Annotated in this window: 19 protein-coding genes and 1 tRNA gene; 13 read left to right on the top strand and 7 right to left on the bottom strand. The window is 64.9% G+C overall.

Translation table 11 applies throughout. From position 1 onward, the window contains the following. Positions 1-98: 98 nt before the first annotated feature. From G3N64_RS00580 to folE2, 4 genes are all read left to right on the top strand, one after another. Entirely contained in the window at positions 99-392 is a 294-nt protein-coding gene (locus tag G3N64_RS00580) for an exodeoxyribonuclease VII small subunit (protein ID WP_006479428.1), read from the top strand. Further along, positions 389-1,273: a polyprenyl synthetase family protein gene (locus G3N64_RS00575; RefSeq protein WP_042975833.1), complete on the top strand. Its 885-nt coding sequence runs from the start codon at positions 389-391 to the stop codon at positions 1,271-1,273. Before G3N64_RS00580 ends, G3N64_RS00575 begins: the two co-directional genes overlap by 4 nt. 81 nt (positions 1,274-1,354) lie before the next feature. Next, positions 1,355-3,259, top strand: a complete 1,905-nt coding sequence (gene dxs, locus G3N64_RS00570; RefSeq protein WP_205781842.1) for a 1-deoxy-D-xylulose-5-phosphate synthase — start codon at positions 1,355-1,357, stop codon at positions 3,257-3,259. A gap of 154 nt (positions 3,260-3,413) precedes the next feature. After that, positions 3,414-4,223 (top strand): GTP cyclohydrolase FolE2, encoded by an 810-nt coding sequence (folE2, locus tag G3N64_RS00565; protein WP_205781841.1) that lies wholly within the window; start codon positions 3,414-3,416, stop codon positions 4,221-4,223. A gap of 93 nt (positions 4,224-4,316) precedes the next feature. On the opposite strand, the gene tsaD is transcribed toward folE2, so the two are convergent. Beyond that, positions 4,317-5,357, bottom strand: coding sequence for a tRNA (adenosine(37)-N6)-threonylcarbamoyltransferase complex transferase subunit TsaD (gene tsaD, locus G3N64_RS00560; protein ID WP_205781840.1), 1,041 nt, complete (start codon positions 5,355-5,357; stop codon positions 4,317-4,319). 121 nt (positions 5,358-5,478) lie between these two features. Between tsaD and G3N64_RS00555 the strand changes: the two genes are divergently transcribed. The 7 genes from G3N64_RS00555 (at position 5,479) to G3N64_RS00525 (ending at position 13,709) form a co-directional block, all read left to right on the top strand. Then, positions 5,479-6,708: an NAD(P)/FAD-dependent oxidoreductase gene (locus G3N64_RS00555; RefSeq protein ID WP_346778790.1), complete on the top strand. Its 1,230-nt coding sequence runs from the start codon at positions 5,479-5,481 to the stop codon at positions 6,706-6,708. Positions 6,709-6,814: 106 nt separating this feature from the next. Further along, the gene (rpsU, locus tag G3N64_RS00550) at positions 6,815-7,027 is read left to right on the top strand and encodes a 30S ribosomal protein S21 (protein WP_006479415.1); all 213 of its coding nucleotides are present in this window, start codon (positions 6,815-6,817) and stop codon (positions 7,025-7,027) included. 207 nt (positions 7,028-7,234) lie between these two features. Continuing rightward, on the top strand, positions 7,235-7,681 hold the full coding sequence (locus G3N64_RS00545; protein ID WP_205781838.1) for a GatB/YqeY domain-containing protein: 447 nt from the start codon (positions 7,235-7,237) through the stop codon (positions 7,679-7,681). A 70-nt stretch (positions 7,682-7,751) separates the two neighbouring features. Continuing rightward, complete coding sequence (gene dnaG / locus G3N64_RS00540) at positions 7,752-9,629, top strand: DNA primase (RefSeq protein ID WP_205781837.1); 1,878 nt, start codon at positions 7,752-7,754, stop codon at positions 9,627-9,629. 88 nt (positions 9,630-9,717) lie between these two features. Then, entirely contained in the window at positions 9,718-12,138 is a 2,421-nt protein-coding gene (rpoD, locus tag G3N64_RS00535; RefSeq protein ID WP_205781836.1) for an RNA polymerase sigma factor RpoD, read from the top strand. A gap of 129 nt (positions 12,139-12,267) precedes the next feature. After that, positions 12,268-12,343: transfer RNA gene (locus tag G3N64_RS00530), tRNA-Ile, on the top strand. Positions 12,344-13,280: 937 nt separating this feature from the next. Continuing rightward, on the top strand, positions 13,281-13,709 hold the full coding sequence (locus tag G3N64_RS00525) for an RES domain-containing protein (RefSeq protein ID WP_346778786.1): 429 nt from the start codon (positions 13,281-13,283) through the stop codon (positions 13,707-13,709). 376 nt (positions 13,710-14,085) lie between these two features. Here the strand turns inward: G3N64_RS00525 and G3N64_RS00520 are convergent, their stop codons facing one another. From G3N64_RS00520 to G3N64_RS00495, 6 genes are all read right to left on the bottom strand, one after another. Beyond that, a complete protein-coding gene (locus G3N64_RS00520; protein WP_205781835.1) occupies positions 14,086-15,120 on the bottom strand; it encodes an L-idonate 5-dehydrogenase in 1,035 nt (344 codons plus the stop codon). 104 nt (positions 15,121-15,224) lie between these two features. After that, a complete protein-coding gene (locus G3N64_RS00515) occupies positions 15,225-16,664 on the bottom strand; it encodes an NAD(P)(+) transhydrogenase (Re/Si-specific) subunit beta (RefSeq protein ID WP_205781834.1) in 1,440 nt (479 codons plus the stop codon). Further along, on the bottom strand, positions 16,661-16,981 hold the full coding sequence (locus tag G3N64_RS00510; protein WP_205781833.1) for an NAD(P) transhydrogenase subunit alpha: 321 nt from the start codon (positions 16,979-16,981) through the stop codon (positions 16,661-16,663). Before G3N64_RS00510 ends, G3N64_RS00515 begins: the two co-directional genes overlap by 4 nt. A gap of 10 nt (positions 16,982-16,991) precedes the next feature. Next, on the bottom strand, positions 16,992-18,134 hold the full coding sequence (locus tag G3N64_RS00505) for a Re/Si-specific NAD(P)(+) transhydrogenase subunit alpha (protein ID WP_205781832.1): 1,143 nt from the start codon (positions 18,132-18,134) through the stop codon (positions 16,992-16,994). A 110-nt stretch (positions 18,135-18,244) separates the two neighbouring features. Then, positions 18,245-19,354, bottom strand: a complete 1,110-nt coding sequence (locus G3N64_RS00500; protein WP_241020694.1) for a porin — start codon at positions 19,352-19,354, stop codon at positions 18,245-18,247. 117 nt (positions 19,355-19,471) lie between these two features. Next, positions 19,472-20,680 (bottom strand): aspartate transaminase, encoded by a 1,209-nt coding sequence (locus tag G3N64_RS00495; RefSeq protein ID WP_205781831.1) that lies wholly within the window; start codon positions 20,678-20,680, stop codon positions 19,472-19,474. Positions 20,681-20,908: 228 nt separating this feature from the next. On the opposite strand from G3N64_RS00495, the gene nac reads away from it, so the two are divergent. Together nac and G3N64_RS00485 are read left to right on the top strand one after the other, a co-directional pair. After that, the gene (gene nac / locus G3N64_RS00490) at positions 20,909-21,844 is read left to right on the top strand and encodes a nitrogen assimilation transcriptional regulator NAC (RefSeq protein WP_124646112.1); all 936 of its coding nucleotides are present in this window, start codon (positions 20,909-20,911) and stop codon (positions 21,842-21,844) included. Between the two features lie 193 nt (positions 21,845-22,037). Beyond that, positions 22,038-22,529: a biotin/lipoyl-containing protein gene (locus G3N64_RS00485; protein ID WP_205781830.1), complete on the top strand. Its 492-nt coding sequence runs from the start codon at positions 22,038-22,040 to the stop codon at positions 22,527-22,529. Positions 22,530-22,546 lie beyond the last annotated feature (17 nt).

Here is a 22,546-nt window from a genome sequence, read left to right as displayed (position 1 = left end):
GGGCCGGAATATGTAGCCGGGTGCCCAAGTCGGCAGATCGGAGAATTCTCTTTTGCCGTAGAATGTCCGACTTGTTTTGAAATTTGACACCCTCGTCCATGGCGAAAACCGCATCCCCAGGCGCCACGCCGCCCGGCAATGGCACCGAACCGTTGCCGGACAATTACGAGATGGCGCTCGCGGAACTCGAGACGCTGGTTGCCCGGATGGAAGGCGGCGCGTTGAGCCTCGAGGATTCACTGGCGGCGTATCGCCGCGGTGCGACCCTCGTTGCGTTTTGCCAACAGCAGCTCGAGAAAGTGGAGCAGCAGGTTCGCGTGCTCGACGGCGCGACGCTGAAGCCGCTTTCGTCCGGAACGGCCGCCACGGACGGCGAAGACGACGATCTATGACATTCGAACAATGGATGCGGTCCGTGCTAGACCGTGTCGAGGACGCTCTCGGCCACTATTTGCCCGCTGAAACCGCGGTGCCGGTGAAACTCCACGAGGCGATGCGCTACGCGGTCCTCGGCGGCGGCAAACGCGTTCGCCCGCTGCTGTGCCATGCAGCAGGCGAACTGACCGGCGCGACGGAAGCGGCGCGCAATGCGGCGGCGGCGGCACTGGAGATGATCCACGTCTACTCGCTCGTGCATGACGACATGCCGTGCATGGACGACGACGCGCTGCGTCGCGGCAAGCCGACCGTGCACGTGCAGTACGACGAGCCGACGGCGCTGCTCGTCGGCGACGCGCTGCAGTCGCAGGCGTTCGTTGCGCTGACCGACGCCGCTGCGCTGTCGCCGGTGCAGCAGGCCGCGCTCGTGCGCGAGCTGGCGCTGGCGAGCGGCTCGATCGGCATGGCCGGCGGGCAGGCGATCGACCTGGCGAGCGTCGGCCTCAAGCTGACGCGCGAGCAGCTCGAGACGATGCACCGGATGAAGACGGGCGCACTGCTGCGCGCGGCCGTGCGGATGGGCGCGCTGGCCGGCGAGACGCCGTCCGCGGAAACGATGGCTGCGCTCGATGTGTACGCGGGGGCCGTGGGTCTGGCCTTCCAGGTCGTCGACGACATTCTCGACGTCACGACCGATTCGGCGACGCTCGGCAAGACGGCCGGCAAGGACGCGGCGAACGACAAGCCGACCTATGTATCGATCCTCGGCCTCGAGGCGTCGCGCGAGCTCGCAGCGCAACTGCGCGCCGAAGCGCACGACGCGCTGAAACCGTTCGGCGCACGCGCACAGCGTCTCGCCGAACTTGCCGACCTGGTAGTGAACCGGGTCAGCTGACGCGAAAGCCCGCCGCCGCGCACATGCTACGGTGCGTGCAACAGAATGCGGGCGCGTTTGATTTCCTACAATGGAACGACGATGTACGACTTGCTGAAAACCATCGACGACCCGGCGGATTTGCGCCGCCTCGATCGTCGCCAACTTCAACCGCTCGCGGATGAACTGCGCGCGTTCGTGCTCGACAGCGTGTCGAAGACGGGCGGCCATTTGTCGTCCAACCTCGGGACGGTCGAGCTGACGATCGCGTTGCACTACGTGTTCAACACGCCGAACGATCGCATCGTCTGGGACGTGGGTCACCAGACCTACCCGCACAAGATCCTGACGGGCCGCCGCGACCAGATGCATTCGCTGCGCCAGCAGGACGGCATCTCGGGCTTCCCGCGCCGTTCGGAGTCGGAATACGACACGTTCGGCACCGCGCACTCGAGCACGTCGATCTCGGCCGCGCTCGGCATGGCGATCGGCAGCCAGCTGAACGGCGACGACCGCTTCTCGATCGCCGTGATCGGCGACGGCGCGATGACAGCCGGCATGGCGTTCGAGGCGATGAACAACGCGGGCGTGTCGGAAGATGCGAAAGTGCTCGTGATCCTGAACGACAACGACATGTCGATCTCGCCGCCGGTCGGCGCGCTGAATCGCCATCTCGCACGGCTGATGTCGGGCCGCTTCTATGCGGCTGCGCGCGCGGGCGTCGAGCGCGTGCTGAGCGTTGCGCCGCCGGTGCTCGAACTCGCGCGCAAGCTCGAGGAGCACGCGAAGGGCATGGTCGTGCCGGCTACGCTGTTCGAAGAGTTCGGCTTCAACTACATCGGCCCGATCGACGGTCACGATCTCGATTCGCTGATTCCGACGCTGCAGAACATCCGCGAACTGCGCGGCCCGCAGTTCCTGCACGTGGTGACGAAGAAAGGCCAGGGCTACAAGCTCGCCGAGGCGGATCCCGTGCTCTACCACGGCCCCGGCAAGTTCAACCCGGCCGAAGGCATCAAGCCGTCGGCCACGCCTGCGAAGAAGACGTACACGCAGGTGTTCGGCGAGTGGCTGTGCGATGAAGCCGAGCGCGATACGCGCGTCGTCGGCATCACGCCCGCGATGCGCGAAGGCTCGGGCATGGTCGAGTTCGAGAAGCGCTTCAAGGATCGCTACTACGACGTCGGCATCGCCGAGCAGCACGCGGTGACGTTCGCGGGCGGCCTCGCGACCGAAGGGCTCAAGCCGGTCGTCGCGATCTACTCGACGTTCCTGCAGCGTGCGTACGACCAGCTGATCCACGACGTCGCGCTGCAGAACCTGCCGGTCGTGTTCGCGATCGACCGTGCGGGCCTCGTCGGCGCGGACGGCGCGACGCATGCGGGTGCGTACGATCTCGCGTTCATGCGCTGCATCCCGAACATGACGATCATGGCTGCGTCCGACGAGAACGAATGCCGCCAGATGCTGCACACGGCGCTGCAGCAGCCGAACCCGACCGCGGTGCGCTATCCGCGCGGCGCGGGCACGGGCGTGGCGACGGTGAAGGAATTCACCGAGATCCCGCTCGGCAAGGGTGAAGTGCGTCGCCATACGTCGCAGCCGGAAGGCAAGCGTGTCGCGATCCTCGCGTTCGGCACGATGGTCGCTCCGTCGCTCGCCGCGGCCGAGGAACTCGACGCAACCGTTGCGAACATGCGTTTCGTGAAGCCGGTCGATGCGGCGCTCGTGCGCGAACTCGCCGAGACGCACGACTACCTCGTCACGGTCGAGGAAGGTTGCGTGATGGGCGGCGCGGGCTCGGCCTGCGTGGAAGCCCTGATGGAGAGTGGGGTTATCCGACCCGTACTACAATTGGGCCTCCCTGACCTGTTCGTCGATCACGGCGATCCCGCGAAGCTGCTGTCGCAATGCGGCCTCGACGGCGCGGGTATCGCGAAATCGATTCGCGAACGCTTTCTGAATCCGGCGGCCGATGTCGCCGGTCAGGCGAAGCGCGTCGCATAAGCTGGCGCCGCCCGCGGGCGGCGCCGGTGCGACTGACGCAACCGGTCTTCATTGATGCGGAAAACATGGGCCTGCGGGCCCATGTTGCTTTTCCGGCTGCCGCGTGACGCGGCGTGCGCGTCATTGAACGCGCGGCTTACAAGGATTGAACAAGATGAACCAGATGAATCCCGCCTTCGTGATGCCCGACGTGCAGAGCACGGTGGATACCCGCCAGATTCCGATTCAGCGCGTGGGCGTGAAGGCGGTTCGGCATCCGTTGACGGTGTGTACCGAAAGCGGCGACGTGCAGCCGACCGTCGGTGTCTGGAACCTCGATGTCCGTCTGCCGGCCGACCAGAAGGGCACGCACATGTCGCGCTTCGTCGCGCTGCTCGAAGAGAACCGTGCGCCGCTGACGGTCGAGCGTTTTCGCGCGATGCTCGCATCGATGCTCGCGAAGCTGGAAGCCGAGGCCGGCCGCATCGAGGTCACGTTCCCGTACTTCGTGAACAAGACGGCGCCGGTGTCGGGCGTGCAGAGCCTGCTCGACTATGAAGTGACGCTCGCGGGCGAAAGCCGCAACGGCGACACGCGCCTGTTCCTGAAGGTGCTCGTGCCCGTGACGAGCCTGTGCCCGTGCTCGAAGAAGATCTCGCAGTACGGTGCGCACAACCAGCGCTCGCACGTGACGATCGATGCCGAGCTCGCGACCGACCTGCCGGTCGAGGCGCTGATCCGCATCGCGGAAGAAGAGGCGTCGTGCGAGCTGTGGGGCTTGCTGAAGCGTCCGGACGAGAAGTTCGTCACGGAGCGAGCGTACGAAAACCCGAAGTTCGTCGAGGATCTGGTGCGCGACGTTGCGCAGCGTCTCGATGCGGACGAGCGCGTGGTGGCCTACGTGCTCGAAGCCGAGAACTTCGAGTCGATCCACAATCACAGCGCGTACGCGTTGATCGAGCGCGACAAGCGGCAGGCCGCGTAACGCTGCGTCGTTTTGCTGCACTGGTGAAGAAAGGCCGCTCGAATTCGAATGAGCGGCCTTTCTATTTGCTGGTGCGACGTTGCGTCGTGTGGCTCAGCGTGCGAGCGACGCGAGATCCCAGCGCGGCTTCACCGTGAACGCGTAGTCGGCATTCGCCTGCTCGGGCCAGCGGCCGAGCCGCAATGCGCCTGCGAGCGCGATCATCGCGCCGTTGTCGGTGCAGAGCGCGAGATCGGGGTAGTGCACGTCGAAGCCGCGCTTGGCCGCGGCCGCCGACAGCGCGGCGCGCAACTGGCGGTTCGCGCCGACACCGCCCGCGACCACGAGCCGCTTGAGCTTCGTCTTCTTCAGCGCGGCGAGCGACTTTGCGACGAGCACATCGACGGCCGCATCGACGAAGCCGCGCGCGAGGTCGGCCTTCGCGCGCTCGAGCGCTTCGCCGTCCAGCTTCGCCGCCTCGAATTTTTTCATCTGCGTGAGCACGGCCGTCTTCAGGCCGCTGAAGCTGAAGTCGAGATCGCCCGAATGCAGCATCGGCCGCGGCAGCACGACCGCACCCGGCGTGCCCGTTTCCGCGAGCTTCGACACTTCCGGGCCGCCCGGATAGCCGAGGCCGATCAGCTTCGCCGTCTTGTCGAACGCTTCGCCGGCCGCGTCGTCGAGCGTCTCGCCGAGCGTCTCGTACACGCCGACGTCGGTCACGCGCATCAGTTGCGTATGACCGCCCGACACCAGCAGCGCGATGAACGGGAACGGCGGCGGCTCGTCCACGAGCAGCGGCGACAGCAGGTGGCCTTCGAGGTGATGGATGCCGACGGTCGGTTTGTTCCACGCGAGCGCGAGCGCATTCGCGATGCTCGCGCCGACCAGCAGCGCGCCGGCGAGGCCGGGGCCCTGCGTGAACGCGATCGCGTCGATGTCGTCGCGGCGCGTGCCGCTTTGCGCCATCACTTCCTCGAGCAGCGGCAGCGCGCGGCGGATGTGGTCTCGCGACGCGAGTTCGGGCACCACGCCGCCGTACTCGCGATGCATCGCGATCTGCGAATGAAGCGCGTGCGCGAGCAGGCCGCGCCGCGTGTCGTAGAGCGCGAGGCCGGTTTCGTCACAGGAGCTTTCGATGCCGAGAACGAGCATGGGTACGGGCAGGGCGCGCCGTATCGGGCGCGCCGCAGGAAGGTCGACGTAACCGGAAAGTATAGCAGGCGAGGGGCCACCGCCGCTGGCGCCGGCCCGGGCCCGATGCCGGACAGGTACAATCCGCGCCATGGAAACTTATGACATCGCCGTGATCGGCGCGGGCGCGGCCGGGATGATGAGCGCCGCGGTTGCCGGGCAGCTCGGCCGCCGCGTCGTGCTGATCGATCACGCGCCGCGGCTCGCCGAGAAGATCCGCATCTCGGGCGGCGGCCGCTGCAACTTCACGAACCTGTACGCCGGCCCCGACAACTACCTGTCGTCGAATCCGCATTTCGCGCGCTCGGCGCTGGCGCGCTATACGCCGCGCGACTTCCTCGGGCTGCTCAAGCGCCATCACGTGACCTGGCACGAAAAGCACAAGGGCCAGCTCTTTTGCGACCACGGCAGCGACGCGGTCATCGACGTGCTGAAGCACGAGTGCGACGCGGGCGGCATCGCGTGGCGCCGGCCCGTCGTCGTCGATGCGGTGCGCCATGCGCCGGCCGACGGCTTCATGCTCGACACGCAGCAGGCGGGGACGATCGGTGCGCGCGCACTGATCATCGCGACCGGCGGCCTGTCGATCCCGAAGATCGGCGCGACCGACTTCGGCTACCGGCTCGCCAAGCAGTTCGGCCACAAGCTCATCGACACGCGGCCGGCGCTCGTGCCGTTGACGTTCGCGCAGCAGGACTGGGAGCCGTTCGCGGCATTGTCCGGCGTATCGCTCGAAGTGCGCGTATCGACCGGCGACAAGAAGCGCGGCGGCGAATTCGTCGAGGACCTGCTGCTGACCCATCGTGGCCTGTCCGGGCCCGGGATCCTGCAGATCTCGAGTTACTGGCAGCCTGGCGACCCGATCCGCGTCGATCTGTTGCCGCAGCGCGACACGGTGGCCGACCTGCTCGACGCGAAGCGCACGTCGAAGCGCCAGATCGGTTCGCTGCTCGCGGACTGGGTGCCGTCGCGCCTCGCGCATGCGTGGCTCGACACGCATCGCGTCGCGGCCGACGCGCGGCTCGCGGACCTGCCCGACAAGACGCTGCGCCAGATTGGCGACGCGCTGTCCGGCTGGACGCTGACGCCGAACGGCACCGAGGGCTACAAGAAGGCCGAAGTGACGAAGGGCGGGGTCGATACGCGCGACCTGTCGTCGGCGACGATGATGAGCGCGCGCGTGCCGGGGCTGTTCTTCGTCGGCGAGGCGGTGGACGTGACGGGCTGGCTCGGCGGCTACAACTTCCAGTGGGCGTGGGCGTCCGGCACGGCGGCCGGGCGGGCTGCGGCGGAGTATTCGCGCGGCGTCTGACACGCCGCGCCGGCACCGTTTTGACGGGACCAGGCCCCGTGCCTTTGGGCAATCGCTCTGCTATACTCGGTAGTCTTTCCCTGCAAACCTTTATTCGTGTCGGATCATGACGATCATTCGCGTTAAAGAGAACGAGCCGTTCGAAGTTGCAATGCGTCGCTTCAAGCGCACGATCGAGAAGAACGGTCTGTTGACCGAGCTTCGTGCGCGCGAGTTTTACGAGAAGCCGACCGCGGAGCGCAAGCGCAAGAAGGCTGCTGCGGTGAAGCGTCATTACAAGCGTATCCGCAGCCAGACGCTGCCGAAGAAGCTGTACTGAACGATTGGGCGCCGCGCGGTTTGAGCGGCGCACCGGCGACTCCGTGCGATCGGGCGATCGCGAAAGATCGAGCATGATCGTGCGACCGATCAGGCGAGCCGCCGATGCCGGATTCGAGTAACCCGCTTGAGACACTGTCCCAAGCGGGTTTTTGTGTTGACGCCCATTTGGCGGGCGTCGGATTCACGTTTCCTTCCCGGGTGAAAGATGAGTTTGACAGAGCAGATCAGCGAAGACATGAAGGCCGCGATGCGCGCGAAGGAAAGCGAGCGCCTGGCAACGATTCGCCTGCTGATGGCCGCGATCAAGCAGCGCGAAGTCGATGATCAGATCACCCTCGACGACGCGGGCATCACGGCCGTGATCGACAAGATGATCAAGCAGCGCAAGGATTCGATCAGCCAGTTCCAGGCGGCCGCCCGTGACGACCTCGTCGCGAAGGAGCAGGCCGAACTGGTCGTGCTGAGCGGCTACATGCCCGAGCAGCTGTCGGAGGCCGAGGTGGCTGCCGAAGTCCAGGCCGCGGTTGCGCAGACGGGCGCCGCCGGCCCGCAGGACATGGGCAAGGTGATGGGTGTGCTGAAGGGCAAGCTCGCCGGCCGTGCCGACATGACGGCCATTTCCGCGCTGGTCAAGGCCGCGCTCACGAAGTAATACCCGTTTCCCCGGCGCGCGCAGTGCGAGCGCCGGGGTGCCGTATTGTCTTTTTTCGCTCGATCCCACGGTGATTCCGCATTCGTTCCTGCAGGATTTGCTGAACCGCGTCGATATCGTCGACGTGGTGGGCCGGTACGTGCAGCTCAAGAAGGGCGGCGCCAACTTCATGGGGTTGTGCCCGTTCCATAACGAGAAAAGCCCGTCGTTCACGGTCAGCCCGACCAAGCAGTTTTATCACTGCTTCGGTTGCGGCGCGCACGGCACGGCGATCGGCTTCCTGATGGAACACGCGGGGCTGACGTTCCCGGAGGCCGTGCAGGAACTCGCGCAGTCCGTCGGCCTGACCGTGCCGCACGAGCCGTCGATGCGTGGCGGCGGTGGGGCCGGAGGCGGTGGCGGTGACTATCCGGCACCGGTGTCGAAATCGGTCGCGACCGCGTTGTCCGATGCGATGACCGCCGCATGCGACTACTACCGCAAGCAGTTGCGCGGCGCGACCGTCGCGATCCAGTACCTGAAGAACCGGGGCCTGACCGGCGAGATCGCCGCGCGCTTCGGGCTCGGCTATGCGCCGGACGGCTGGCAGAACCTCGAGGCCGCGTTCCCGGACTATCGCGACGAGTCGCTCGTCGAGTCGGGGCTCGTGATCGTCAGCGAGAAGACCGATGCGCAGGGCGTCGCGCGCCGCTACGACCGGTTCCGCGAGCGGATCATGTTCCCGATCCGCAACGTGAAGGGGCAGGTGATCGGCTTCGGCGGGCGCGTGCTCGGCAGTGGCGAGCCGAAGTACCTGAACTCGCCCGAAACCCCGCTGTTCAACAAGGGTAGCGAGTTGTACGGCCTGTTCGAGGCGCGGCTCGCGATTCGCGAGCGCAAGTACGTGCTGGTCGTCGAAGGCTACATGGACGTCGTTGCGCTCGCGCAGCTCGGGTTCCCGAACGCGGTCGCGACGCTCGGCACCGCGTGCACGCCGATTCACGTGCAGAAGCTGCTGCGCCAGACCGATACGGTCATTTTCAGTTTCGACGGCGATTCGGCCGGGCGACGGGCGGCCCGGCGCGCGCTCGAGGCCTGCCTGCCGCATGCGGGCGACAACCGCACGATCCGGTTCCTTTTTCTGCCGACCGAGCACGATCCGGACAGCTATGTGCGCGAGTTCGGCGCGGATGCGTTCTCCGAGCAGGTCGAGCGCGCAATGCCGCTGTCACAATTTCTGCTGAACGAAGCAATTTCCGGCAAGGCGCTCGATCAGCCGGAAGGCCGCGCGAAGGCGCTGTTCGACGCGAAGCCGTTGTTGCAGGCGCTGCCCGCGAACGCGTTGCGCGCGCAGATCATGCACATGTTCGCCGACCGCCTCGATATCCCGTTCGAAGAGGTCGCGGGACTGTCCGACGTCGATACGCGGATCGCGGCACCGCCGCGCCAGGCGCCCGCGCGCAGCGAGCGGCGCCGTGTGACGGACAGCGAGAAGCGTGCGCTGCGCACGCTGGTGATGCATCCGCGCATCGCGTCGCAGCTCGACGACGAGCAGCTTGCGACCTTGCGCGCGTTGCCGCGCATCGGCGAACTGTTCGCGGAAGTCGTCGATCATGCGCGCGCACTCGGCGGCGGCGCGGAGTTCCGGCTGCTGTCGGATGTCCTGCGGACGTCCTCGAACGGGGCGACTTACGAGGAAATCTTCCGCGAAATTCTGGACTATGATGAAAACGTCCGCGACTTGCTGTTACAGAATCCGGAAGACGAGACGGTGCCCGAGCGGCAGCGTGAACAGGAACGGATCGCGGGAGAGGAACTGCAGGCGGCGGTGCTCAAGATGCGTTACGACGCCTGCTGCGACCGGCTTGACAGGCTGGCGCGGCAGTCCGCCTTCACACCCGAGGAACTGGCCGAATTGACGGAATTGAACCAGCAGCGAACCGACATGAAGCGTCGGCTCGGGCTGTAGGCGGCCGGGGCGCTTAGAGAGGGCTCCCCAGCGTGCTATAATATAAGGTTTCCAGCGGTTTGTTTTCTAAGCAGAGGCGAGAATCGCGATGGCAAAGACGACAGGCGGAAAGAAAGCAGCAGGCAAGGGCTCGACGGAGCCGACCAAGAAGGTCACAGCGGCCAAGTCTGCTTCTTCCATCAGGACAACGTCTTCAGCTACGTCAGCCCCAGCAGGAAAGAAAACCGCGGCCGGCACTGCTCAGGCTGCGCCGGCGTCGGCAGCCAGAACACGGGCTGCCGCCAGACCCGACTCCGGGCCGGCCAAGCCGGCGGCGAAGCGGGCAAGTGCGAAAAGCGCAAGGGACACGACTGCCGCCGCGGACGAAACGGCAGTACGTACTACTCATGCACCCACGGTTCAACCGGCTGTCGTCCAGCAGCCGCGAGTCGATATAGCCGGTACGGCGAACTCCATGACCAAAAAGCTGAACGAAGTATCCGTCGAAGACGACGCAAATCAGAGCGACGAGCAGCCCGCAGCAGCGGCGGCTGCACCGGGCAAATCCAAGGTGCGCGATCGTCGCGCCAAGGAAAAGGCGCTACTGAAGGAAGCGTTCGCGACGAGCACGCCGGGTACGGCCGAGGAGCTCGAAGAGCGCCGCGTGAAACTGCGCGCGCTGATCAAGCTCGGCAAGGAGCGCGGCTTCCTCACGTACGCTGAAATCAACGACCACCTGCCGGACAACTTCACCGAGACCGAAGCCCTCGAGGGCATCATCGGCACGTTCAACGACATGGGCGTGGCGGTCTACGAGCAGGCGCCGGACGCGGAAACGCTGCTCCTGAACGACAACGCGCCCGCCGCGTCGTCGGACGATGAAGTCGAAGAGGAAGCGGAAGTCGCGCTGTCCACCGTCGATTCGGAATTCGGCCGCACGACCGATCCGGTCCGGATGTACATGCGCGAAATGGGCACGGTCGAGCTGCTCACGCGCGAAGGCGAAATCGAGATCGCGAAGCGGATCGAGGACGGCCTGCGCCACATGGTGATGGCCATCTCCGCGTGCCCGACGACGATCGCCGACATCCTCGCGATGGCCGAGCGTGTCGCGAACGAAGAGATCCGCGTCGACGAACTCGTCGACGGCCTGCTCGACCCGAATGCTTCGGACTCCGCCGATACCGACGGCTTCTCCGCGAAGGAAGCGGAAGCCATCGAGAACGAGGACGAGGAAGCCGAAGAGGAAGAGGAAGAAGAGGAAGAGGAGGAAGACGACGGTGCCGCACAGGCATCGGCCAACGCCGCCCAGCTCGAAGCCCTCAAGCGTGCCTCGCTCGACAAGTTCTCGCAGATCAGCGAGTGGTTCGACAAGATGCGTCGCGCGTTCGAAAAGGAAGGCTACAAGTCGAAGGCCTACCTGAAGGCGCAGGAAACGATCCAGACCGAACTGATGACGATCCGCTTCACCGCGCGTACCGTCGAGCGTCTGTGCGACACGCTGCGTGCGCAGGTGGACGAAGTGCGTCAGGTCGAGCGCCAGATCCTGCACATCGTCGTCGACAAGTGCGGCATGCCGCGTTCGGAATTCATCGCGCGCTTCCCGGGCAGCGAGACGGATCTCGACTGGTCCGAGAAGATCACGGCCGAAGGCCATTCGTACAGCGCGGTGCTGTCGCGTAACGTCCCGGCGATTCGCGAACAGCAACAGCGCCTGCTCGACCTGCAGGCGCGTGTCGTGCTGCCGCTGAAGGACCTGAAGGAAACCAACCGCCAGATGGCGGCTGGTGAACTGAAGGCACGCCAGGCGAAGCGCGAAATGACCGAGGCGAACCTGCGTCTCGTGATCTCGATCGCGAAGAAGTACACGAACCGCGGCCTGCAGTTCCTCGACCTGATCCAGGAAGGCAACATCGGCCTGATGAAGGCGGTGGACAAGTTCGAATACCGTCGCGGCTACAAGTTCTCGACCTATGCGACGTGGTGGATCCGCCAGGCCATCACGCGTTCGATCGCGGACCAGGCGCGCACGATCCGTATTCCGGTTCACATGATCGAGACGATCAACAAGATGAACCGCATCTCGCGGCAGATCCTGCAGGAAACCGGTCTCGAGCCGGATCCGGCAACGCTCGCCGAGAAGATGGAGATGCCGGAAGACAAGATCCGCAAGATCATGAAGATCGCGAAGGAGCCGATCTCGATGGAAACGCCGATCGGTGACGACGACGATTCCCATCTTGGCGACTTCATCGAGGACAACAACACGGTCGCGCCGGCGGATGCCGCGCTGCATGCGAGCATGCGCGACGTCGTGAAGGACGTGCTCGATTCGCTGACGCCGCGCGAGGCGAAGGTGCTGCGGATGCGCTTCGGTATCGAGATGAGCACCGACCACACGCTCGAGGAAGTCGGCAAGCAGTTCGACGTCACGCGCGAGCGGATCCGTCAGATCGAGGCCAAGGCGCTGCGCAAGCTGCGTCACCCGAGCCGTTCCGACAAGCTGAAGTCGTTCCTCGAAGGGAACTGATTTCCAGCGTCTTTTCTGCGAACGCCGCCGGCATCCGCATGATGCCGGTGGCGTTTGTCTCCTTTGTTGTTACAATGCCGGCCCGGCTTCTTCGTCGGGGCGGCGTGTGACACGCTTCGTTTCTCATCAGGGCTTGTAGCTCAGCGGTTAGAGCAGTCGACTCATAATCGATTGGTCGCGGGTTCGAACCCCGCCGGGCCCACCAAATTCGCTTCCAAGGCTATCCGAGGAAGTCTGTGCCGTTAAGCATAAGTTGTCCACCTGGACACGTTATGCCTTATTTCCCGATCGGCCACGTTTTGCTTTATCGGGAATCGGCTGTACGTTTGAAGGTTTGGTTCGCGGTGGCAATCGACCGCGATTCGACGCGAAAAAGCCGACCCATTGGGTCGGCTTTTTCGTTTCTGATGTACCGGCTGCCTAGCTCAGTGCGAGCGCCTTCTAGCCCCTCTGACGTCTGTCTATGACGCCTCGGATGCCGGTCACGACCTCATGGGGGCATCCGGGCGAAACGACTGCGCCGGGACTGATCGACCGGCACCCAGCACTCGCTCGACGTGGCCGTCTGCGCGCATCGGCTCTCGGGGGGGCGGTGGCCCCGGCGTCGCCTGTGCTCAAACAGGCGCGCGCCTCTCCATAACGGCGTCGCGATATACACGAGCGAGGAGAGTCCCGGTTCTGTCGACGGTGTGTCCTTGAGCGGCTTCCTCAAGACAATGAAGAACCTTGAGTGCATGATTACCGCAGGCATCGCGGTCTCGCCTCGCGAACTCGAGTTCCGTCTTCAATCCCCTTCTGACGAATTGAGCGGAAAGCCACTTGAACGCGGAGGTATCCTCACAAGCAATTCTCAAGGAAACATATCCTCACCCGTGGATATGCTCGACTTTCAAAAGGATATGCTTACGTAAGCATATCTTCCCCGTCGCGCTCATCCAGTGTGGTGGCCGCTGCGCGGCTGCTGGCCAGAGGAGCGGTGTATCGCTGGCTCTGCATCGCTCAGTTGGCTGCTCGCTGCCGCGTAGATGGCCGTGACCGCTCTGTGTATTTCGTGCGCGCGCTCGGAATGTTCCGTGGGGCGAGACTGGCGCTCGCGTCTGCGAAAGCGCAAACCGGACCGGTTAGTGCTTCAGGTGGCGTAGGTGCGGATTGCATTGCCTGAGCCTATGCGTCCGACGGCTGGGCTTGCATGGGGGCGTCGTTGTGTTGAGCGCAGGCCGACTGCGGAACTCGCATCGATCTACGAGCCGTCCCGGCGCGGTCGTCGGATTCGAACGGCTTCCGACAAGTTCGTTCCCGACGACGTCAGCGTTGAACGCCATACGGCAGAGACGTTGCCGAAAGGATGGGACGCGGCGGCGCTGCAGACAGCACGGCAGTTCGGCGACGCATGGATGACAGAACCGCGTACGGCGTTCCTGATCGCCCCTTCAGTCGTCGTCGTCCGTGCAGAATTCAACGTGCTGGTGAATCCCGGACATCCCGACGCGACGCGAATCGTCGTGAGCGAACCGCAACCCGTCGTGTGGGACGAACGCCTCTTCGTAATGCCGCCAGTCGGTCAGTCATAGATTCATGATGGTGGTTTGCGTGTTCTTCGACCGCCTCGCCCACAAAAATGCGGACAGGTTCGTGCCGTATTCATTAACCGGTTGCGAGCGTATCTGCTCTTCCTTCACAGCGTCATTTGCCGATCGATGCCCACGAAATTACGGACAGGTCCCGCTTCGACACCGTTGTTGGGAATTCAAAGCGCCTCGTGACAACATCTTGCAAACGACTTGCCGCTGCTCAATTCCGCAGCTTGACCTTCGCCGCGCCGCATTAGCGGAATAGCCGGACACGATTTGCGCTCGAACGGACTCCATTAGCAGAAACTACGAACTTCAACACCGGAAGTATCGCTTTCGCCTGATGCGCCCCCCTCGTGACTCGGAAGACGAGTTCTCAGTCGAATGTGACGAGCACCTTCATTGCCTTTGAGCGATCGGCAGCCGTCTGAAATGCCTTGACGCAATCCTGATACGGAAAGATGTCGGAAATCAGCGGCTTGACGTCGATCAACCCGTTGTTCAGCATGTCGACGGCCATCGCGAATTCCTCGTGGAAGCGGAACGCCCCGCGCAAATCGAACTCCTTCGCAACAATCGCGTTCATCGGCAGCGCGCTGTCGCCGCCGAGCCCGATCTGCACGACGATCCCGCGCGGCCGCAGCACGTCGAGCGCCGAGCGTAGCGCGGACGCATTGCCACTCGCCTCGAACAGCACGTCGAAGGTGCCTTTGCCGGCCGCATGGGGCGCGAGCCCGGCCGGTGCTTCCGCGACGTTGATCGCGACGTCAGCGCCGACTTTCCTCGCGCTGTCGAGCGGCATCGCGTTGACGTCGGTCGCAACGATCATGGCCGCGCCCGCGCGGCGGGCCGCCGCGACGACCAGCGAGCCGATCGGCCCGCAGCCGGTGACCAGTACGCGCTTGCCGAGCAGCGGACCCGCACGGCGCACGGCATGCAGCGCGACCGACAGCGGTTCGGCCATCGCCGCTTCCGCATCGCTGACGTTGTCGGCAACGCGATGCGCCTGCGCGCGATCGATCACGACCTCCTGGCGAAACGCACCCTGCACGTGCGGCGTGCGCATTGCGCTGCCGTAGTAGCGCATGTCCATGCAATGGTTCTGCAGGCCTTGCTGACAGTATTCGCACAACCCGCACGGGCGGCTCGGGCTGATCGCGATGCGCGTGCCGGGCGTGAAATCGCGTACGTTCTCGCCGACACGAGAGACGACGCCGGACACTTCATGCCCGAGCACCATCGGTTCCTTGATGCGAACCGTGCCGAATCCGCCGTGGTTGTAATAGTGCAGATCGGAGCCGCAGATGCCGCCAGCGCGAACGCGAATCAGCATCTGGTCCGGGCCGACCTCGGGCGTCGGAACGTCCTCGATCCGCAGATCGAACGGGGCGTGAATGACAAGTGCTTGCATGGCGGGTCTTTGACGTTGAAAAGTGATTGACGGAAGGATTCAGGTGCCGGCGCAATGCGCAAAGGACGATGTTCGTCCGGCTCGGCAAGCACCACGCACGATGGTCAGTCCAGCGCTTTCGTCATGTTCTCGATGACCTTCTTCGCATCGGAGAACACCATCATGGTCTTGTCCATGTAAAACAGCTCGTTGTCGAGCCCTGCGTACCCCGACGCCATCGAGCGCTTGTTCACGATGATCGTGCGGGCCTTGTAGGCCTCGAGAATCGGCATGCCGGCGATCGGCGACGACGGATCGTTCTTCGCGGCCGGATTGACCACGTCGTTCGCGCCGAGCACGAGCACGACGTCGGTCTGACCGAATTCCGAGTTGATGTCGTCCATCTCGTAGACCTGGTCGTAGGGCACCTCGGCCTCGGCCAGCAGCACGTTCATGTGGCCCGGCATCCGGCCCGCGACCGGATGGATGGCGTAGCGCACGGCGATGCCCTTGCCGGTCAGTTTGTCCGACAGTTCCTTGAGCGCATGCTGCGCGCGGGCGACCGCGAGGCCGTAGCCGGGCACGATGACGACCGACTCCGCATTGCCGAGCAGGAACGCCGCATCGTCGGCCGAGCCCGATTTGACCGGGCGCTGTTCCTGTTTCGTGCCGCCCTGCGCGGACGCTTCCGCGCCGAAGCCGCCCAGAATCACGTTGGCGAACGAGCGGTTCATCGCGCGGCACATGATGTACGACAGGATCGCGCCCGACGAGCCGACCAGCGAGCCGGAAATGATCAGCATCGGATTGTTCAGCGAGAAGCCGATGCCGGCCGCGGCCCAGCCCGAGTACGAGTTGAGCATCGACACGACGACCGGCATGTCCGCGCCGCCGATCGGAATGATGATCAGGACGCCGAGCACGAACGCGATCGCGGTCATCGCGATGAACGGCAGCCACGATTGCGTGATGACGAATGCGCCGCCGAAGCCGAGCATTGTGAGCGCGAGCGCGAGATTGAGCGAATGCTGCCCGCGAAAGACGATGGGCGCGCCCTGAAACAGGCGGAATGTGTACTTGCCCGCGAGTTTTCCGAACGCGATGACCGAGCCGGAGAACGTGATGGCGCCGATGAAGGTGCCGATGAACAGTTCGACGCGGTTGCCGTACGGGATCGTGCGGCCGTCGGCGGCGAGCCCGAACGCGGACGGTTCGCAGACCACCGCATACGCGATGCAGACGGCTGCGAGGCCGATCAACGAATGCATCGCGGCGACGAGTTCGGGCATCTTCGTCATTTCGACGCGCGCCGCGACGGTCGCACCGACGATGCCGCCGATCGCAAGGGATGCGGCCAGCAGGCCGAGGCCCAGCGTCAGGCTCGCGCCGAGCGTCGCGGCTTGCTTCGCGATCAACGCGATCGTCGTGAGGATCGCGATCGCGATGCCTGCCATGCCGAACACGTTGCCCAGGCGGGCCGTTCGCGGATGCGAGAGTCCCTTCAGTGCCTGAATGAAGCAGACCGACGCGACGAGATACAACAGCGTGACGAGATTCAGGCTCATTGCGCGGCTCCGGAGGCGGGCTGACGTCTGTCCTTCTTCCGGAACATCTCGAGCATGCGCCGCGTGACGAGGAAGCCGCCGAACACGTTCACGGCAGCGAGCGCGACGGCGACTGCACCGAAGGTCTTGCCCGCGGTGCCGGTCGTCAGGCCGGTCGCGAGCATCGCGCCGACGATGACGATCGCCGAGATCGCGTTGGTGACGGCCATGAGCGGCGTATGCAGCGCCGGCGTGACGTTCCAGACGACGTGGTACCCGACGTAGATCGCCAGCGTGAAGATGATGAGATTGATGGTGGTGTGATTGATCAATTCCATGATGCGGCCTCTAGGCGGATTTCTGGCGCGACGCGTCGTGACCGAGCAGCGTGGCGGCGACGATGTCGTCGGTCGTATCGATCCTGAGCTGGCCGCCTTCGTCGACGATCAGCTTCAGGAAGTCGAGCACGTTGCGCGCGTAGAGCGCGGATGCGTCGGAGGCGACCATCGACGGCAGGTTCGTGTAGCCGGCGATCTGGACGCCGTATCGCGTGACGACGCAGTCCGCTTCGGTAAGGGGACAATTGCCGCCGCGATGCCCGTTCGTTTCGGCACCGCGTCCGGCCGCGAGATCGACGATGACGGCGTCGGGCTTCATCTCGCGAACCATGTCCTCCGGCAGCAGTGTCGGTGCGGTTCGGCCCGGTATCAGCGCGGTCGAGATCACGATGTCGGCAGCCCGCACGCGCTCGCGCACGAGCACGCCCTGACGTGCAAGCCACGAGGCGGGCATGGGGCGCGCATAGCCGCCGCTGCCGTTGGCCGCATCGCGTTCTTCGTCGGTTTCGAACGGCACGTCGAGGAATCTGGCGCCGAGCGATTCGATCTGCTCCTTTACCGCCGGGCGCACGTCCGATGCATCGATCACGGCGCCCAGGCGCTTCGCGGTGGCGATCGCCTGCAACCCGGCCACGCCCGCACCCAGGATCAGCACGCGCGCGGCCTTGACGGTGCCCGCGGCAGTCATCAGCGTGGGAAAGAAACGCTGGTAGAGCCCGGCGGCGACCAGTACGGCCTTGTAGCCGGCGATGTTCGCCTGCGACGACAACACGTCCATGCCTTGTGCGCGCGTCGTGCGCGGTATCGCTTCGAGCGCGAATCCGGTGATGCCCGCGTTCGCGAGACGGGCGGTGCGTTCGGTATTGAACGGATCGAGCATGCCGACCAGCACAGTGCCTTTTTTCAATCGGTCGAGTTCGGCATCGGTCGGTGCCTGCACCTTCAGTACGACCTCGGCGTCCAGCGCAACGGGTGCGTCGACGAGCGTTGCACCGGCCGCGGCATACGCGGCGTCCGAAAAATTCGCGCGTTCGCCGGCGGCGTGCTGAACGCGCACGGCATGCCCTTGCGCGACGAGCTTCTTGACGGTTTCCGGCGTAGCGGCGACTCGGCATTCGCCTGCCACGGTCTCGACGGGAATGCCGATTCTCATGAGTTCCTTCTCCTGTATGGTTCGCACGGTTCGCCGGTCGGCGATGCCTTGCCCGGGATGTGAACCGACGGAACGGGCCGACCCGCGGCCAATTCCGCCTGGTGCGATTGTCAGAACTTGTGTCGCAAGCCGATCGCGGCCTCGAACAGCGAGTTGTAGCCGAAGAACGGCTGATTCGAGCCGGGTGCGGCCGCAAGGCTCGTCCATGCGCCGGTCAGATGGTTGTAGTCGACGCCGACGTAGACGTCGGTCCGCTTGCTCAGCGCATAGTCGAGCGTCGGCCCGCCGGTGAGGCGGGTGCCGCTCTGGCCGGCGTGATGCACGACATCGACGTAGAACGGGAGCTTCAACGTGAGGGCGGGCGTGAAGGAATAGTCGATCGCGGCGGAGAACGAGTCGTTTCGATAATCGGCGGGGTAGACGTGGCTGTAGATATACGAGCCGTAGATCTTCGCGCGGCTGAACGTATAGGTCGCGCCGACCGTGAAGACCTTCTGTGAGCTGTCCGGGATCGTGATGCCGAAATACGTGCTGCCGTAGGCCGTCGTCGCGGGCGTCAGGCCGCCGATGTCGTTGACGATCTGATAGGCGGCGCCGACGCTCAACGGACCGTTGTCGTAGGACAGGCTGACAGCCGGCGATGAATTGCGGTGGAAATCGCCCGCGTTCTGGCCGAACGTAAACGAGGCCTTGCCCGTGAACCCGGCGATCGTCGGGGACGTGTAGCGCACGGAATTGTCGAGGCGGCCGCCGCCCGTCAGGCCGGCGCCCTGGAAGCCGATCGTGCCGGTGAAGTTGGAGAGGGCATAGGCATCATGCGTCCATGCCATCTCGTGAACGAGCGTATACATGCGCCCGGCCGACAGCGTCCCGTACGGCGTGGCCAGGCCGACCATCGCGGTCCGGCCGAACAGCCTCGGCGTGCCCGACGGCGTCGACTGCTGCGTCACGCCGGTATTCGGCGTGAAGCCGGATTCGAGCTGGAAAATCGCCTTGTAGCCGCCGCCGAGATCTTCCGTACCCAGCAGCCCCCAGCGGCTTCCCTGGATCTGCCCGCCGCTGCCCATCGTGAACAGCTTGCCGCCGGTCTTGTTCTGGTGCGTGTCGAACCGGATCGCCTCGTCGATGATGCCGTAGAGCGTGACGCTGGACTGGGCGCGCGCCGTCACGGTGACGAGCATTCCGCAACCGATTAGGGTAACTAATATTTTGGTGTTCATCTGCATCCCCTTGTCAGTGAAAGTAAAGCGATATCGGCTACGGCTGCCGCGTCCGGAGGCGCGGCATGCCTTTATGTCATGCGGACGGAAAGCGCAGCGGCGAGTCCGGCCGATCCCTCAGTTCAGCGCACGGACCGCGTCGGCGATCTTTCGGCAGCCCTCGCCGATGGTGTCCACGCTGGTGGCGATCGACATCCGGAAATAAGGCGAGAGGCCGTACGACGTTCCCGCGACCACTGCTACGCCCGCGTGCTCGAGTAGATACAGAACGACGTCCGAATCGGTATCGAGCCGTTTGCCGGGCGGCGTGGTCTTGCCGAGCAGCCCGCCGCAATTGACGTACAGGTAGAACGCGCCGTCGGGCGCGCCGCAACTGATGCCGGGAATCGCATTGAGCGCGGCGAGCGCATGATCGCGGCGATCCTGATAGACGCCCACCGATTGCGCGACGAAGATCTGGTCGCCGGTCAGCGCCGCAAGCGCGGCGGCCTGGCTGATCGAACAGGCATTGCTGGTCGATTGCGACTGCAGCGTGTCCATCGCGGCGATCAGGTCGGCCGGGCCCGCCGCATAACCGATGCGCCAGCCCGTCATCGCGTAGGTCTTCGACACGCCGTTGACGACCAGCGTGCGCGACGCGAGGGCCGGCTCGACCGTCAGCAGATGCGGCGTGCGGCCGTCGGTGTAGCGAATGTGCTCGTAGATGTCGTCCATCATCACGAGGACGTGAGGATGACGCAGCAGCACGTCGGCGAGCGCGCGCAGTTCGTCTGCCGAATACGCCGCGCCGGTCGGATTGGTCGGCGAATTGATGATCAGCCACTTGGTGCGCGGCGTGATCGCGGCGTCGAGCGCCGGCGCGGTGAGCTTGAAGCCGTGCGCTTCGGCGCACGGCACGACGACGGGCACGCCGTCGCAGGCGAGCGTCATGTCCGGATAGGACACCCAGTACGGCGCGGGGATCAGCACCTCGTCGCCGGATTCGACGGTGATCGCGAGCGCGTTGAAGATCGCGTGCTTCGCGCCGCAGGTCACGATGATCTGCTTCGGATCGTAGGTGAGGCCGTTTTCGCGTTCGAGTTTCGCGGCGATCGCGGCACGCAGCGCGGGCGTGCCGGCGGTCGGCGTGTAGCGGGTTTCGCCGCGTTCCATCGCATCGACGGCGGCCTGGCGAATATGCGCGGGAGTGTCGAAGTCGGGTTCGCCGACGACGAGATTAACGACGGCCTTGCCTTGACGCCGCAATTCGGCGGCCCGGTCGGCCGCCGCGCTGCTCGGCGAGGGTTTGATGCGCTGAACACGGGCGGCGATGCGCGATGCACTCACTTTAGGCTCCTGAACGAAATATGAGTAGCCTTAACAGTAAGCGGGCGAAAACGCGCACGCCAAGACGTCTTTCCGCTGGGGCGAGAGCATCCGCTTATGACGAATCGTTCGACGATGCCCGGGCGCGATTCGCGTCGTCGCCCGCTGCCGGTAGGGTTTTTGTCCACTTTCCGGGCCGATGGCTTCGTCCTACCATTAGCCGATTCCTGCATCGAAGACCTGATTACCGTGAACCTGCGGCGCCTGAAGTATTTCGTGAAGAGTGTCGACATCGGCAGCCTGACGCAGGCGGCGGAGGTGCTGCACATCGCCCAGCCGGCGCTCAGCCAGCAGTTGATCACGCTGGAAGACGAATTCCAGCAGCAGCTTCTCGTCCGCACGAAGCGCGGCGTGACGCCGACGGAAGCCGGCGCGACGCTCTACCGCCACGCGCAGCTCATCCTGCGCCAGTTCGAGCAGGCACAGGCCGACGTGAAGAGCGCGGGGCAGACGCTGGCCGGCCAGGTCTCGGTCGGGCTTGCGCCCGGCACCGGCGCCTCCGCGCTGTCGCTGCCGCTGTTGCGCGCGGTCCGCGCGCGCCATCCGTCGATCCTCCTGTACATCAACGAAAATTTCGGCACGACGCTGAGCGAGCTGATCATGAACGGCCGCATGGACATGGCGGTGCTGTACGGCGACAAGCCCGTGCATGGCCTGTCGTTCCAGCTGCTGATGAACGAGGAACTGTTCCTCGTCGCGCCGCGCAGCATGGGCATCGCGGCAGGCGAAATCGACGTGACCGCGCTGCGCGATGTGCCGCTGTTGCTGCCGCGCCCGTACAACTATCTGCGCAAATACGTCGACGAGGCTTTCGCGCGGATGCAGATGATTCCGAACGTGATCGCCGAGATCGAGTCGGCCACGACGCTGTCCGCGGCCGTCGGGGCCGGGATCGGCGCGACGATCCTGCCGGATTCCACCGCGCGCGTCGTCGCGGCGGCCGGCGACGTCGTCCAGTGCCGTATCGTGTCGCCGGTGATCAAGATTCCGTTGTCGGTCTGCCTGTCCGACCATCTTCCGCTGTCCGAGCCGGCCGCGGCGGTCAAGGACATCCTGCTTGAGCTCGCGGGCGATCTCGCTTTCGACACCCGTTCGGAACCGAACGCGGATACCGCGGATACATAAGCTCGCCTTATCGCTACAAAGCGAATCCGTCTTGGCGTAATTTTTCTGCGCCCGATACATTGAATCCATCGTCAGTTGCCCGGCGCCGCGCGCGGGGCGGCGGGGCGTGCCGCGACGCGATCTGCACAGCCGGTGAAGCTGCCGCAGCGATCGTCGTCGCGCAACGTACGCAGCGGCGAATCTCCGTTCGCCGTTGCTCGCCAACCGGGCTACGGGCCAAACGATGGATCTCAAGAAGATTAAGTCTCTAATCGACCTGCTGGCGGACTCGCCGCTCCTGGAACTCGAATTGATCGAGGGCGACGACAAGGTCAGGCTGGTCAAGCGGTACCGGGGCGATGCCGCCGCCGCGCCGGCGCGCGACGCGGCTTTCGCGCGCGAGCCGCAATCGCACATCGCGCAGGACGCGGCGCCGCTGCCGGTCGCGTCGCCCGACATGCGTGTCGAGCCGAGCATCGTGCGTGCGCCGATGTTTGGCGTCGCGCATCTTCGGCCGTCGCCGAACGATCCGGACTTCGTCAATGCCGACGATCATGTACAGGCCGGCCAGGTGCTTTGTACGATCGAGGCGATGAAGGTGTTTCATGCGATCGAATCGGAATACGAGGGCCGGATAGCCGAGGTGCTCGTGACTTCCGGTGTCGAGGTCGAAGCGGGCCAGCCGCTGTTCAGGATCGAACGATGATGCGCCTCTTTCCTGAC

The sequence above is a fragment of the Burkholderia sp. Ac-20344 genome, assembly GCF_017104975.1.
Taxonomy (GTDB): domain Bacteria; phylum Pseudomonadota; class Gammaproteobacteria; order Burkholderiales; family Burkholderiaceae; genus Burkholderia.
The sequence above is the reverse complement of the archived record's forward strand: the minus strand, read 5'-3'. Positions and strand labels throughout refer to the sequence as shown.